Consider the following 13,924-nt stretch of genomic DNA (forward strand, 5'->3'; position numbering starts at 1 on the left):
TTTCTGTTGCAAAACTCACATACACCCAGGTCAGCGGCTTTTCGCGGAATCCAGCCGTCCAAATCGCTCGTACGATGGCGCGGTTTGTGTCCTGCCGTGGGGAGTACAGAGAAAAGGAGATCCGGGGCTTGAGTACCGAACAGGGTTCCCACTCGAACTCGAATTACCGCCGGACCTTGGGCACGACGGCCCTGACGGCCGTCGGACTCGGGTCGATCATCGGCTCCGGCTGGCTTTTCGGTGCCGAGCGCGCCGCTGTGCTGGCCGGCCCGGCCGCCATCTTCGCCTGGGTCATCGGCGCCATCGTGGCGCTGACCATCGCCCTCACCTACACCGAGCTCGGCTCGATGTTCCCGAAGGCCGGCGGCATGGTGCGCTACGGCCAGTACTCGCACGGCTCGCTGGCCGGCTACATGGCCGCCTGGGCCAACTGGATCGCCATCGTCTCCGTCATCCCGGGTGAGGCGACCGCCTCGATCCAGTACATGAGCTCGTGGAAGTTCGACTGGGCGGGCAAGCTCTTCGACGGCAAGGAGCTCACCGGCACCGGCCTCGCCGCCGCCAGCGTCCTGGTCGTCTTCTACTTCTTCCTGAACTGGTTCGCGATCACCCTGTTCGCCAAGACGAACAACGCGATCACCGTGTTCAAGGTCGTGGTGCCGGCGCTGACCGCGGGCGCGCTGATCTTCGCGCACTTCGACACCAGCAACGTCGGCTCCCAGCACGGCGGCTTCGCCCCCAACGGCTGGAGCGCCGTCTTCAGCGCCGTCGCCGTCGCGGGCATCGTCTGGGCCTTCAACGGCTTCCAGTCGCCGCTCAACATGGCCGGCGAGGCCCGTAACCCGGGCAAGTCGCTGCCGAAGGCCGTCGTCGGCTCCATCCTGATCGCCCTGGTCATCTACATCGCGCTCCAGGTCGCCTTCCTGATGGCCGTCCCGGCCGCGGACCTCTCCGGCGGCTGGAACACCCTGGCCTACAAGTCCCCGCTCGCGGACCTGTCCATCACCTGGGGCTTGAACTGGCTCGCGCTGCTGCTGTACGCGGACGCCTTCATCTCCCCGTCCGGCACCGGCATGATCTACGCGGCCACCACGTCCCGCATGATCAACGGTGTCCAGGAGAACGGCCACCTGCCGAAGGTCTTCGGCAAGGTCGACCCCAAGACCGGCGTCCCGAAGCCGGCCCTGCTGCTCAACCTGGTGATCTCCTTCATCTTCCTGGCCGTCTTCCGCGGCTGGGGCTCGATCGCCGAGATCGTCGGTGTCGCCACCGTCATCTCGTACATCACCGGCCCCGTCGCCGTGATGTCGCTGCGCCGCCTCTCGCCGGACATGAAGCGCCCGGTCAAGCTGAAGGCCATGCCGGTCATCGCCCCCATCGCGATGATCTTCGGCTCCCTGGTCATGTACTGGGCCCGCTGGCCGCTGACGGGCAAGGTCATCTTCATCATGGCGATCGGCCTGCCGATCTGGGCCTGGTACGAGCTGCGCAAGCCGTGGGCCGAGCTCAAGCCGCACCTGATGGCCGGCGCCTGGATGGTCACGTACCTGCTGGTCATGGCCTTCGTCTCGTGGGCCGGCGGCACCGAGTTCGGCGGCAAGGGCTACCTCGCCCAGGGCTGGGACATCGTGGTCGTCGTCATGATCGCGCTCGTGTTCTACGCCTGGGGCGTGCGCAGCGCCTGGCGCAACCCGACCCTCGTCGCGACCGAGAAGGAGCTGGCCGCCGCCGAGGCCGCCGAGGCCGCAGCCGGCTCCGCGGACCCGGAGGCCTCCTCCGAGCCCTCCCTGTCGAAGTCGTAGCCGGTACGACCTCCCGTGCCGCGCAGGGGCGGCCGAGGGCCCGCAAGGGTCCCCGGCCGCCCCTTCTCGCATCCGTGCCCCCGGGGCCCGGTGGCCGAATGCGTGCCTCTTCGTAAAAAACCGTATCCGCTGCGTAAAGGTCGGGCGTACGCTCGGGCATATGCGTACTGCGGTTTCTCCGGGAAAAGCCAAGGGGTGTGCGCCGGCGCTCGTGGCGGCGGAAAGGCAGGGGCGATGACAGACAGCGGACCGGTTCTGCCGTGGCTGGTGATCCGCCAGGACGAGAACGGCAACCGCTACCGCGTGGGGCGCTACGCGACCAGGACCGAGGCGGAAAAGGTCGTCGGCCGCCTCGACGCCGCCGGCGACCGCCGCCGCCTCTACATAGTCGAGCGCATGGGCGGCCGCGCGGCGTCGTGACCTGCGGCCGGCCGGGGCGCCCGTGACGGCCCCGGTACGCGGGAAGTCCGCCGTCGGGCCCTTCTGGCGTCGCGGCAGGTGATGCTCTTTCGCCGCAACGGCGAGGCGCCACGACGCCGCGGACCGGCGGTGCCGTGCCGCGTGAGGTCGGCCGTGTCGTACGCGCGCCGGCCCGGCGCCACACCGCTGCACACCGCCGTCGCCGTGCCGGCAGCCCCCGTCAAGCGCCGCCCGCACGGGCCCTACGCTGCTGGGTATGACGAACGTACGCGTGGTCGTAGGAGCCGCCCTGCTCCACGAGGGCAGGCTGCTCGCCGCACGGCGCACCGCCCCGCCGGAGCTCGCCGGCCGCTGGGAGCTGCCCGGCGGCAAGCTGGAGCCCGGCGAGAGCGCCGAGCAGGCGCTCGTGCGCGAGCTGCGCGAGGAGCTCGGCGTGGAGGCCGAGCCGCTGGAGCGCGTCGCGGGCGAGTGGCCCCTGCGCCCCCCGTACGTGCTGCACGTGTGGACGGCCCGGCTCCGGGCCGGCGAGGCGCGCCCGCTCCAGGACCACGACGAGCTGCGCTGGCTCGCCCCCGACGAGGTCGGCGACGTGGACTGGCTCGATCAGGACCGCCCCGCCGTGGCGCTCGCGGCGGACCTGCTCCGGCGCGCGGAGGCGTGACCGGGCGCACTCCGCTACGCCATCTGCCGCACTGGTGACCAGCTCGGACCGCCGGAGAAGATAGGCGGCACCGCATACCGGGTATGTGCTGATTATTCACCCTGAACCGGGTAAACCCGGCGGGTCCGCAGCGGTCTGGGAAGTGGTCGGCGTGAACGACAGCGCGGGGACCTTGGCGTCGACGCCCGGCTTCGCCGAGTGGAGCTTCCCTGCCGAGCCCGGGGCCGTCCGCACCGCCCGCACCCTCGTCCGCGACACCCTGCACGACTGGGGCATGGACGGCGTCACGGACGTGACGGTGCTGCTGGTCAGCGAGCTCGTCACCAACTCCCTGCGGTACGCGAGCGGACCGATCGGGGTAAGGATGTACTCCCACGCGGGACCCACCCTTCTGGTGGAGGTCTCCGACCCGCTCCCCGACCCGCCCCGCGAGCGCGCGGCCGACCCCGACGACGAGGGCGGACGCGGTCTCCAGCTCGTCGCATGCGCCTCCCGCCGCTGGGGAACGCGACGGGGCAACACCGGGAAGACCGTGTGGTTCGAACTGGGCTTGCCGGGCCGCCGGCCCGGGGATGACCCATAACGGGTTGAGACCGTGCTGTGATCGTGAAGTCCGTGTTCCGAAGGGCCCCTGTGCTGGATACTCGGCCTTCTGATGCCGGTGCGAGCACAAGAGCCGGAGGGGACGGGCACGTGAGCGAAAAGGCAGCGGGTGCGGCGGGCGGTTCGGCGCAGGGATCGCGCGCCGCCGAGATGTGGCAGAACAACCCGCCCGGATCCCTCTACGACTACATCCGCGTCGCCTCCTTCTCCCTCGGGCCCGACGGGCGGATCGAGCAGTGGAGCGAGCGCGCGGCCGAGCTCTTCGGGATAACGGCCCGGCACGCCGTCGGCAAGGACCCGCTGGAGGTGCTGGCCCCGGCCGGAGCGCCCGGCCGCCCGCAGCCCGCCGCGCCCTTCCTCGGCGAAGGCGGCCTCGACGGCCGCGAGTGGACGGGCCTGATCCCGTATCAGCGCAGCGGCGACGGCCGCCCCTACGACGGCGGGCAGGCTCCGGGCGAGCTGCCTGACGGGCAGTCCGGCCTCGCCGAGATCTACGTGATGCCGACGCAGAACGAGCGCGGGGAGCGCGCCGCGCTCTGCGTCGCCGTCGACGTCCGGGCGCTGCGCGGAATAGAGACCGACATCGCGGCCTCCGAAGCCGTTTTCGGCCAATCTCCGCTGGGATTCTTCTTCTTCGGCACCGACCTCACGCTGCTGCGCGTCAACGAGAGCTTCGCCCAGGCCTTCGGCCGCCCCGCCGACTGGCACCGCGGCCGAACCCCGCACGACTTCCTGCCCCGCGGCGAGGCCGAGCGGCTCACCGCCGCCCTGCGCCAAGTCCTCGACTCCGGCAAGCCTGTGTCGGACATTCAGCTGGTCGGCCCCGTGCCCGGGCACAGCGAGCGCCGCCGCTGGTCGGTCTCGCTCTACCGGCTGCACAGCGGCAGCGGGCGCCCCATCGGCGTCGCCGCCCTCGCCACCGACGTCACCGGCCGCCGCCGCGCCGAGCGCGAGGCCGCCGGCGTCCGCCGCAACCTCGCCCTGCTCAACGAGGCCGGCGCACGCATCGGCAACTCCCTGGACCTGGAGACCACCGCCCGCGAGCTGCTGGACGTCGCCGTCCCCCAGTTCTGCGACCTCGCCTCCGTCGACCTCTACCAGGGCCTCCTCGCCGGCGACGAAGCCCCGCCCGGCCTCGCCGACGGCAGCGCCGAGCTGCGCCGCGTCGCGTACGCCAGCGCGGTCTCCGGCGCGCCCGTGGCCGGCGGCGAGAAGCCCGTCCAGGTCGGCGAGGTGCACCGCTACGCCTTCCACTCGCCGTGCGCCGCCGCGCTGCGCACCGCGCAGGTGCAGGTCATTCCGCGGCGGGACGGTGAGGACGGGCCGGAGCTCGGCGCCGTCGTGCAGTCCACCCTCGCCGTGCCGATGGTCGCCCGCGACACGGTGGTCGGCCTCGCACAGTTCTCCCGTACGAAGGGCAGCGAGCCGTTCGGCGAACGGGACACGGCGCTCGCCGTCGAGCTGGCCGCCCGCGCCGCCGTCTGCATCGACAACGCCCGCCTCTACCGGCGCGAGCACGAACGCGCCGTCATCCTCCAGCGCAGCCTGCTGCCCCCCGGCGACCCCGAGGCCGCCGGCCTGGAGATCGCCTGCCGCTATCTGCCCGCCAACGCCGCCACCGAGGTCGGCGGCGATTGGTTCGACGTCATCGAGCTGCCCGGGCACCGCACGGCCCTGGTCGTCGGCGACGTCATGGGCCGCGGCCTGCGCGCGGCCGTCGCCATGGGCGAGCTGCGCACCGCCGTCCGCACCCTGGCCATGCTCGACCTGGAGCCGGCGGAGGTCCTCTCCGCCCTTGACGAGATCGCCCACGGCCTCGGCCGCCCCGGCGGCGGCCAGTCCTCCACGCGCGGCGTACGGGGCGGGGTGCGGGCCGCCGACCTCTCCGAGGTCTACCTGGCCACCTGCGTCTACGCCGTCTACGACCCCGTCACCCGGCGCTGCACCATCGCCAACGCCGGCCACCTGCCGCCCGTCCTCGTCGAGGCCGGCCGCCCCGCCGAACTGCTCGACGTCCAGCCCGGCATGCCGCTCGGCGTCGGCGGGGAGCTCTTCGAGGAGACCGTCGTCGAGCTGCCGGACGGCGCCCTCCTGGCGCTCTACACGGACGGCCTCGTCGAATCCCGCGACCACGCCCTGGACGAGGGCCTGGAGGCCTTCCGCGAGGCCCTCACGGGCCCCTCCCGCCCCCTGGAGGAGGTCTGCGAGCACGTCCTCGGCGCGCTCGACACCCACCACGGCGAGGACGACATCGCCCTCCTCATGGCCCGGCTGCGCGGCCTGCCCGACGACCACGTGGGCGACTGGACGCTCCCCGCCGAACCCCGCTCCGTCGCCCGCGCCCGCGAGCTGGCCCGCGAGCAGCTCCCGCAGTGGGGTCTGGACAACCTCGTCGACACGACCGAACTCCTCGTGAGCGAGCTCGTCACCAACGCCCTCCGCTACGGCGAGGGCGAGATCCGCCTGCGGCTGCTGCTGGACCGCACCCTGGTCTGCGAGGTCTGGGACGGCGGCCTCGTCCAGCCCCGGCGGCGGCGCGCCCGCGACACCGACGAGGGCGGGCGCGGCCTGCAACTCGTCGGCATGCTCAGCGCGGCGTGGGGCAGCCGCCGGACCCCCCACGGCAAGACCGTCTGGTTCGAGCTGGCCCTGCCGGACGGGGAGTTCCCGGCACCGGACGCGGTGGAGGCCCTGCTGAGCCTGTACTGATGCCGTTACGCGCGGGGCAGCGCCAGGAGCAGTACGTCGTGCGGGTCGGCGCCCGGCCACGGCCGAGTCTCGCCGGTCTTCTCGTAGCCCCACGAGCGGTAGGCGGCCTGCGCGGCGGTGTTGTCCCGGTGGACGTCGAGGGTGACGAGGGCCATGCGGCCGGCCGCATGGCCGCCGACGACGGTGTCGTGCAGTGCACGTCCGACGCCGCGCCGGCGCCACGGGGCGCGTACGGCGAGTTCCATCAGCTTGAAGACCCCGGGATCCGTACGGAGCGGGTAGCCGTACGCGATGCCGACCGGCTCGCCCTCACCTGTACGGGCGAGGGCACCGCGGAACCCCGGCTCGCGGGTCCGGACGGGAAACCGCCGGAACATGGCCGCGACGCCGTCCTCGGTCTCGAAGTACGGCGGCCCGGCGAACACCTCCGCGTAGACCAGCCGGAACGCCTCCGCCGCTTCCGCGGCGGCGGGTCCGTCCAGCCGCTGGACGCTGACGGGTCCGTACGGGGTCACCCTACGAGCGTCGCACGCGGCTCAGCCCAACGGCAGCCGGGCCCAGACCAGGGTCCCTTCGGTGGTGGGGCCGCTCTTGCTGATGCCCCAGTCGCCGCCGCATTCGTGGATGACGGCGGCGAGGAGTAGCAGCGCGCGCTTGCGGTAGGTGGTGCAGCGGGCGGCGTCGCGGGGGTCGGAGTGTGCGTGGTGGGCGTCCCAGTTGACGATCCGGACCGCGCCGTCGCACCAGCGGATCGAGTGGTAGAGATCCTGTCCGGGTGCGAACTGCGTCGCGCAGGCGACGAGTTCTCCGGCTGCGGAGAGGGCGGTTTCTTCGATCGCGGTGAGTCCGTGGGCGCGCAGGACGCTGCGGGTGGTGGTCCGTACGACGGTGGCGGAGAGGGGGTCGCCGGGGACGGTGAAGCTGTAGGAGAGCGCGGAGGGGTCGGAGGAGCGGGGCTTGTAGGCGGGGCGCTGGGTGGTGGCGAGGGTGGAGGGGTTGACGGGGAGTGGGGTGATGAGGGGGCAGAGGGTGTCGGTGTCGGTGGAGGGCATGCGGCGGCTCCGGGTGGTGGGTGGTGAGTTCCGCGGTACGGCGCCCAGCCGGTGGCCTGTCTCAGGGCAGGGGTCAGAGCCGCCCGTACGATGCGCTTCCGGCTGCGCCGTGCTGTCCGGTGTGACACCGAAGCTAGCCACGTACTGACACGTGTGCCACGTCTTGTGTGGCTATTGCCTCGATCGAGTGAAGTGTGGCCAGCGCTTTATGAACGGGCCATCCAGAGGCGGTAGGAAGGGCGCATGCCACCCAGGACAACACCCACGGAACGCCAGAAACGGCTCGGCGCCGAGCTGCGCAAGATGCGCTTAGCCGCAGGGGTTACGACAGACCACGCCGCCGGGCTGCTCGGCATCGACCGCACGAAGATCTCCAACATCGAGTCCGGCGTACGCATCATCACGCCCGACCGACTCCGGACCTTGGCTTGCCACTACGCGTGTGCCGACGGGGATTACATCGAGGCTCTGGCCGCGATGGCCCAGAAGCGCGAGCGCGGCTGGTGGGAACAGTTCCGGGGGACGCTGCCCGTAGGGCTGTTGGACATCGCGGAGTTGGAGTGGAATGCGGTCCGGCTGCACACCACTCAGGTGATGCACCTTCCCGGGCTTCTCCAGACGGAGGAGTATGCCCGAGCGATCTTCGGTGGTGTGCTTCCGGCCCTACCTCGACTGGAAGTTGAGCTCCGGGTTGCGCACCGGATGCAGCGTCAGCAAGTCCTCGACGGGGCCGCGCCTCTGCAATACACAGGATTCATCCATGAGGCTGCCCTGCGTATGCAGTTCGGCGGCAGTGTGGTGATGCGGGAGGAGCTCGAACATCTTCTGCTCATGTCCGAGCGCGAGAACATCGTGCTGCGGGTAGTACCTGTGGAGACCGGGGTGTTTCCCGGTGCAGGGAACGCGATGACGTATGCCGAAGGACCGGTGACGCAGCTCGACACCATTCTGCTTGACGCGGTCGGCGGACCGATCTTTCTGTCTGTGGAATCACAGATCGCCCGGTACAGGGCCCACCTGGACTGGATGGAGCAGGCAGCCCTCGGCGTAGAGCAATCACGTGACTTCATCCACGGAATCGCATCCGACCTCTGAAGGAAGGCGACCATGTCGTACATCCGCTGGGAAGACCCGTTCTGCGGTGACAGCAGCAACTGCTTCCGAATAGGCACCGACGCCGCGGGCAACGCCTACATCGCTGTCAGCGGCGCCGAGGACCAGTACGTCACCGACACCCGCGCGGCACTCGGCGCGTTGATCCGTGACATCAAGGCGGGCAAGGCGGACCACTTGCTCTGACGGGGTGGCTGGGGTCAAGACAGGCTGGCAGCGGGGGGAGGGTGGGGGGCTTGCGGTTCTCGGGTGTCCGACGCCCGGTGGGTTGCTGGGCGCCGTACTCCTGCCGTCACAGATGCGGGCGCGTAAGGAGACCTCCCCATCAGCCTGGGCTGATGGGGAGCGGGCTGCTGCCGCGATGTGGTTTCTCCCGTCGTGGGCGTTCCACTAGGCGCGCCACCGTCGTGGCTGAGCGGCCGGGTGGAAGGTGGAGTGTGGCTGGTGAGACGCGGACGGTCGGGGGGGGGGCGAGGTGGGCGGCTGACGCTCTCGGGTCACTTGTATGCCGCGTACGGCCGCCGGGCCGGGTGACTTCCTGCCCGGGAAGGCCAGCGAGGCTCGTGAGGCGCGGACTGCCCGGTGGGGTCTGTGAGGCGCACCGACTGCATTCCCCGCGCACTTCTCCGCCGCGTACGGCCGCGGAGCGGGTGGCTTTCGGCCCGCAACGGCCACCCACCACCACCCGCAGCCGGTAGTGGGGCGGCGGAGGCACGGGCTGCCCGCTGGGGCTGGTGAGGCGCACCCACTGCACTGCCCGCGCGCTTCTACGCCGCGCAGCTCGGCCCCGCTGGTGGATTTCCGCGCCGAGAGGGCACCAGCCCCCACCATCCGCACTCGGCCGCTCAGCCACGACGGTGACGAGCTGAGCGAATGCGCCCACGACGGGCCAAGCCACATCGCGGCAGCAGCCCGCTCCCCCTCAGCCCAACCGCATGCGCAAGGTCTCCTCACGCTCGTGCATCCGCGACGGCAGGAGTACGGCGGCCAACTGCCCACCGAGCGACGGACACCCGACGTGCCCGCACCCCCCACCCCTCCCCCTGCTGCCAGCCTGTCTTGACCCGCGTCCAGACGGCGCGGCTCTTGAAAGCGCAGTGGTACCCGCACGGACAGGGTATGTACCTCCGCGGAATCGCATCCGAGCTTTAGAGGAGGGCAGCTGTGTCTCACATCAGCTGGGAAGAGCCGTTCTGCGGCGCAGGAAACAACTGCTTCCGAATAGGCACCGACCCCGACGGCAACGCCTACATCGCCGTCACCGGCTCCGAGGACCACTACGTCACCGACACCCGCGATGCCCTGCGCGCGCTGATCCGTGACATCAAGGCCGGCAAGGCCGACCACCTGCTAGGGCTAGGGGACGCGGGGTAGGGACCCCCCGCGCCCCCGGCTGCGGTTTACCAGCTCCAGTAGCCGTGCGAGATCCAGCCGGACGCGCCGGTGTTCACGTCGTAGACCTTGTCCCACTGGCCGTCGCCCGAGACGTCACGGTGTGCCAGGCGGTGGTTGCTGTAGCAGAGCCCGACGACCGAGCTGGACGTGCTCGCGGCGGCGCGGATGCGCACGCCCTCGCCCGTGCAGTGGCCGTAGACGTCGTCGGCGTATGCCGGCGCCGCCAGAGCCGCGCCGCCGAGCGTGGCGGCGACCAGCAGGCCCGCCACCGCACCGGCACGCTTGCCCGCGCTCTTCCCCCGAATTACAGAATTCACTTGTTGCTCCTCAAACGATGGTCTCGCCGAGTCCCGATGATCTTGGACTCGGCGAGACGGGAACCTATCAGCGGAATGATCTTGAAAAGGGTCCTGACGTCATTTCAAGACATGTCCATGACTGATCGGTGACAGTCCCCCCGGAGCCCCGCCCCCCGCCCCCGCCCCAGCCCCCCGGGGCCCCACCCCCCACCCCCCTACTTCCGGAACCCGATGTCCTGATACCGAGGCGACCCCAACCCGAACGCTCCCGCGTTGACCACCGTCTTCCTCGCCGCCACCAGCTGCGGGCGCTGGTACAGGGGGATCGAGCCGGCCAGGGACCAGATGCGGGCGTCCGCGCGGCCCGCCAGGTCGCGGGAGGCTTCCGTGTCGAGTTCCGTGGACGCCTGGTCGAAGAGCTGGTCGATGCGGTCCGTGCCGACGCGCGTGTAGTTCTGCTCCACCACCAGGGAGCCGTCCGCCGCCGGCTGGGGCTTGGCGTAGACGGGGCGGGCGTCGGTGGAGGGGTACGGGGTGGCGGGCCAGGAGTAGAGGGCCAGGTCGTAGCTGCCGGCGGCGACGTGGTCCTTGAAGAAGCCGGCGTCGCCGACCTTGGTCACTTCGGTGCCGATGCCGACCGCGTCCAGGCGGCGGGCGATGCGGTCGGCCACGGACCGCAGGGAGTCCGCGCCCGCGCTCACCGGCACCACGAAGCGGAGGGTGAGCTTCTTGCCGTTCTTCATGCGGACCGGGGCGGCCGCCGCGCGGCCTCCGTCGGCGGCCGGCTTGCCGTCGGGACCCGTGCCGTCGTCGAGGCTGTCGTCCGCGGCGTACTCCGTTTCATCATCGTCGGAGATACCGGAGACGCCCGTGACGCCAGCGACACTGGCGGCTCCCGATTCATCCGCCTCCGCCGACCCCCCCGACGGCACCGGCCCCGGCCCCGCCTCCGGCCCGGGCCGCAGCCCCCGCACCCGCCCCGTACCCGCTCGGCCATCCGCCGCCCCGGCCCCCGCCCCCGCCGCCGTCTTCCGCCCGTCGCCCTCCGCGCGCTTCCAGCCCGCCTCGGCGAGGAGGGCCTGCGCGGCCTTGGGGTCGGGGCCGCCGAGGGCGTCGCTGTTGTCCTCGTAGCCGTCCTGGCCGGAAAGGAAGAGGTGGCTGCCGAGCGGGTCCACGGGCAGGCCCAGCGGGCCGAGGACGGACTTGGCGATGGCGCGGCGGTCGATGGCCCGTGCGATGGCCCGGCGGACGCGTTCGTCGGCGAGGGGGCCGCTCGCGCCGTTGAGGGCGAGCTGGGTGTACGCGGGTTCCAGGGACTTGCGGACGACGATGCCCCGCAGCGCGGCCGGGCGGACGGGCGCGGAGGCCGGCGGCTTGTCGCCCTTGTCCTGCTTCGCGGGCTTGCCCGCGGCGGCGATGCGGCCGGCGTCGGCGGCGCCCACGTCGGCGAGGTCGAGTTTGCCGGCCGCCAGGGCCGCGGCCCGCTCGGTGCGGGGCAGGGCCCGGAGCACGAGCCGGTCGAGCTTGGCGGGCTCGCCCCACCACTTGGGGGCGCGGGCGAGCGTGAGCGTGCCCTCGTCGTCGTCGCGGGCGGCGACGCGGAAGGGGCCCGCGGAGAGCTTGAGGTCCTTGCGGGCGCTGTCGTTGAAGTCGTCCGCGCTGCCGGTGACGGCCTGGGGGTAGAGGGGGGTGAAGAGGGCGGGCCAGTCGGCGCAGCTGCGCGCGAAGGTGACCTTGACCTCGTGTTCGTCGGCGCCGCGCTCGACGCGGTCGATCCGGTCGTAGCCGGTGTTGTGGGCGGCCCAGTAGCCGCTGTCCTTGCCGCGCAGGGCCTTCCACTGGGCCTCGAAGTCGGCGGCGGTCAGGGCCTTGCCGTCGCTCCAGACGGCCTTGGGGTTGAGCTTGTAGACGACGACCTGGTGGGGCTCGCGCTGGACGACCTCGGCGGAGCGCAGGTAGTCGGGGTTGCGCTGCGGGCGGCCGCGCCCGTCGGTGGTGAACAGGGCGGGCAGGACGGCCCCGGCGACCCGCTGCGTGGTGGGGTCGGCGTCCGTCTGGAAGGTGTTGAGGGTGCTGGGCAGGGCGTCGACGGCCCAGGTGAGGGTGCCGCCGTCGCGGATCCCGGCGCGCGGGGCGGCGCCGATGTCCTGCGGGGTGACGGTGCCGGTGCCGTCGCGCTGGTCGCCGCAGCCGCCGAGGAGAGGCAGCGGGAGCAGGAGCCCGGCGGCCAGCAGGGCGGCGCGGCGGCGCGTACGGGACCGCGTGGGCCGCGGGGGAGTGAGAGGGGCCATGGTGCTACCTCCGACGGACTCACCGGACTCGTACGGCGTAATGCGCCGCTGATCGCATCTACTGCTCACCACTGAATGCGACAGTCGGTCCGGCTGCCCGTCGACACGCGCCGCCCGGGTGTACGCCACCCGCGTGGACGAACGATTCTGCGGCCCTCCGGCGGGCGGGGCGATCGCCGTGCCGCTCATGAACGAACGTTTCTGCGGACTCCCGGCGCGCGCCGCACCCGTTCCGGCGAAGGCGCGATCGCTATCTTCCCCCGGAGGGGTGTGACGCGCGACACTCTCAGTCGCATCACCGTCGCCACCCGCAACTGCCGACTGCGGAAGTGAGGGTCAGCCAGACATGTCCCTGCAAGACGAAGTGACCGCGGTCCAGCGCTGCCTGGACGATCTCGGCCGGGCGCTCGCACGGCTGGAGAAGCACCTGGGCAGCCAGGACCTCGAGCTGCGCCGGGTGCGGACGGACGCCGCCCACCTGCGCGAGAGCGTCACCCTCCTGCGCGAGGTCCACCCCGCGGGGCAGCCCCGCCCCGAGACCGTGCCGGTCCCCGACACCCCCTACGACGCGTCCCTGTGGAAGGACGTGGACGACGAGGGCCTCGGCGCGCGGGACCGGCACGCGCCCTGACGGAGCCGGGCAGCGCAGCGCAGCAGCAGTCCGACCCGCCCCTTCCGCTCCTCCCCGGAGTCCCTCTTGGCCACTGGTACCGACCCCCGATCCGCGACCGCCGCCGGGGTCCCCGCCCAGGGCGGGGTCCACCACCCCTCCCGGGCCACGATCCCCGCCCGCCACCTGCGCGCCGACCGCTGGTGGCTCGCCCCCGCGGTCACCGCCGCCGGGCTGTTCGCCTTCATCGTCTACTCCACCTGGCGGGCCTTCGCCAACGACGACTACTACGCGGCGCCCTACGTCTCCCCGTTCTACTCGCCCTGCATCGCGCAGAACTGCGTCCCGATGAAGGGCGGCGCCGACTGGCACGTCTTCGGCGCCTGGTGGGGCCTCTCGCCCGCCCTGCTGATCCTGATCTTCCCGCTGGGCTTCCGGCTGACCTGCTACTACTACCGCAAGGCGTACTACCGCGGCTTCTGGGCCTCGCCCCCGGCCTGCGCCGTCGCCGAGCCGCACGCGAAGTACACCGGTGAGACGCGCTTCCCGCTGATCCTCCAGAACGTCCACCGCTACTTCTTCTACTTCGCGGTGATCGTCGCCGGCATCCTCACGTACGACACGGCGCTCGGCTTCCGCAACGCCCGCGGCGAGTGGGGCCACATGGGCCTCGGCACCCTCGTGTTCCTCGCGAACATCGCCCTGATCTGGGCGTACACCCTCTCCTGCCACTCGTGCCGGCACATCGTCGGCGGCCGGATCCGCACCTTCTCCAAGCACCCCGTGCGCTACCGCATGTGGGGCTGGGTCAGTGCGCTCAACGCCCGCCACATGCAGCTCGCCTGGGCCTCGCTGATCAGCGTGGCGGTCGCCGACTTCTACGTCTATCTGGTGGCGAGCGGCGTGTTCGACGACCCGCGGTTCTTCTAGCCGGCCCGTTCCACCCCACGCCTTCACGCTCAAAAGGAG

14 protein-coding genes are annotated in these 13,924 nt (G+C 71.7%); 10 read left to right on the forward strand and 4 right to left on the reverse strand.

Translation table 11 applies throughout. From position 1 onward, the window contains the following. Window positions 1-74: 74 nt before the first annotated feature. The 5 genes from D7231_RS03945 (at window position 75) to D7231_RS03965 (ending at window position 6,195) form a co-directional block, all read left to right on the forward strand. Window positions 75-1,802 carry an APC family permease gene (locus D7231_RS03945; protein ID WP_120753522.1) on the forward strand — a complete coding sequence of 576 codons (1,728 nt, stop codon included), beginning with the start codon at window positions 75-77 and terminating at the stop codon, window positions 1,800-1,802. A 234-nt stretch (window positions 1,803-2,036) separates the two neighbouring features. Further along, a complete protein-coding gene (locus tag D7231_RS03950) occupies window positions 2,037-2,222 on the forward strand; it encodes an SPOR domain-containing protein (RefSeq protein WP_120753523.1) in 186 nt (61 codons plus the stop codon). Between the two features lie 256 nt (window positions 2,223-2,478). Then, a complete protein-coding gene (locus D7231_RS03955) occupies window positions 2,479-2,883 on the forward strand; it encodes a (deoxy)nucleoside triphosphate pyrophosphohydrolase (RefSeq protein ID WP_120753524.1) in 405 nt (134 codons plus the stop codon). Between the two features lie 142 nt (window positions 2,884-3,025). Continuing rightward, the gene (locus D7231_RS03960) at window positions 3,026-3,466 is read left to right on the forward strand and encodes an ATP-binding protein (protein ID WP_120753525.1); all 441 of its coding nucleotides are present in this window, start codon (window positions 3,026-3,028) and stop codon (window positions 3,464-3,466) included. Window positions 3,467-3,636: 170 nt separating this feature from the next. Further along, on the forward strand, window positions 3,637-6,195 hold the full coding sequence (locus D7231_RS03965; protein ID WP_120753526.1) for a SpoIIE family protein phosphatase: 2,559 nt from the start codon (window positions 3,637-3,639) through the stop codon (window positions 6,193-6,195). A 5-nt stretch (window positions 6,196-6,200) separates the two neighbouring features. On the opposite strand, the gene D7231_RS03970 is transcribed toward D7231_RS03965, so the two are convergent. Both D7231_RS03970 and D7231_RS03975 read right to left on the reverse strand, forming a co-directional pair. After that, complete coding sequence (locus D7231_RS03970) at window positions 6,201-6,710, reverse strand: GNAT family N-acetyltransferase (protein WP_120753527.1); 510 nt, start codon at window positions 6,708-6,710, stop codon at window positions 6,201-6,203. 21 nt (window positions 6,711-6,731) lie between these two features. Further along, window positions 6,732-7,247, reverse strand: a complete 516-nt coding sequence (locus D7231_RS03975) for an ATP-binding protein (protein WP_120753528.1) — start codon at window positions 7,245-7,247, stop codon at window positions 6,732-6,734. A gap of 243 nt (window positions 7,248-7,490) precedes the next feature. Between D7231_RS03975 and D7231_RS03980 the strand changes: the two genes are divergently transcribed. From D7231_RS03980 to D7231_RS03990, 3 genes are all read left to right on the forward strand, one after another. Next, window positions 7,491-8,342, forward strand: a complete 852-nt coding sequence (locus D7231_RS03980) for a helix-turn-helix domain-containing protein (protein WP_120753529.1) — start codon at window positions 7,491-7,493, stop codon at window positions 8,340-8,342. A 12-nt stretch (window positions 8,343-8,354) separates the two neighbouring features. Next, window positions 8,355-8,546 (forward strand): hypothetical protein, encoded by a 192-nt coding sequence (locus D7231_RS03985; protein ID WP_120753530.1) that lies wholly within the window; start codon window positions 8,355-8,357, stop codon window positions 8,544-8,546. A gap of 978 nt (window positions 8,547-9,524) precedes the next feature. Next, window positions 9,525-9,734 (forward strand): hypothetical protein, encoded by a 210-nt coding sequence (locus D7231_RS03990; RefSeq protein WP_120753531.1) that lies wholly within the window; start codon window positions 9,525-9,527, stop codon window positions 9,732-9,734. Window positions 9,735-9,760: 26 nt separating this feature from the next. Here the strand turns inward: D7231_RS03990 and D7231_RS03995 are convergent, their stop codons facing one another. Together D7231_RS03995 and D7231_RS04000 are read right to left on the reverse strand one after the other, a co-directional pair. Further along, window positions 9,761-10,072 carry an SH3 domain-containing protein gene (locus D7231_RS03995; RefSeq protein ID WP_120753532.1) on the reverse strand — a complete coding sequence of 104 codons (312 nt, stop codon included), beginning with the start codon at window positions 10,070-10,072 and terminating at the stop codon, window positions 9,761-9,763. A 197-nt stretch (window positions 10,073-10,269) separates the two neighbouring features. Further along, on the reverse strand, window positions 10,270-12,345 hold the full coding sequence (locus tag D7231_RS04000) for an ABC transporter family substrate-binding protein (RefSeq protein WP_120753533.1): 2,076 nt from the start codon (window positions 12,343-12,345) through the stop codon (window positions 10,270-10,272). Between the two features lie 346 nt (window positions 12,346-12,691). Between D7231_RS04000 and D7231_RS04005 the strand changes: the two genes are divergently transcribed. Together D7231_RS04005 and D7231_RS04010 are read left to right on the forward strand one after the other, a co-directional pair. After that, window positions 12,692-12,976 carry a hypothetical protein gene (locus tag D7231_RS04005; protein WP_120753534.1) on the forward strand — a complete coding sequence of 95 codons (285 nt, stop codon included), beginning with the start codon at window positions 12,692-12,694 and terminating at the stop codon, window positions 12,974-12,976. A 66-nt stretch (window positions 12,977-13,042) separates the two neighbouring features. Beyond that, window positions 13,043-13,885: a hypothetical protein gene (locus tag D7231_RS04010; protein ID WP_120753535.1), complete on the forward strand. Its 843-nt coding sequence runs from the start codon at window positions 13,043-13,045 to the stop codon at window positions 13,883-13,885. The last annotated feature ends 39 nt before the right edge of the window (window positions 13,886-13,924 follow it).

The sequence above is a fragment of the Streptomyces klenkii genome (assembly GCF_003626645.1).
Classification (GTDB): domain Bacteria; phylum Actinomycetota; class Actinomycetes; order Streptomycetales; family Streptomycetaceae; genus Streptomyces; species Streptomyces klenkii.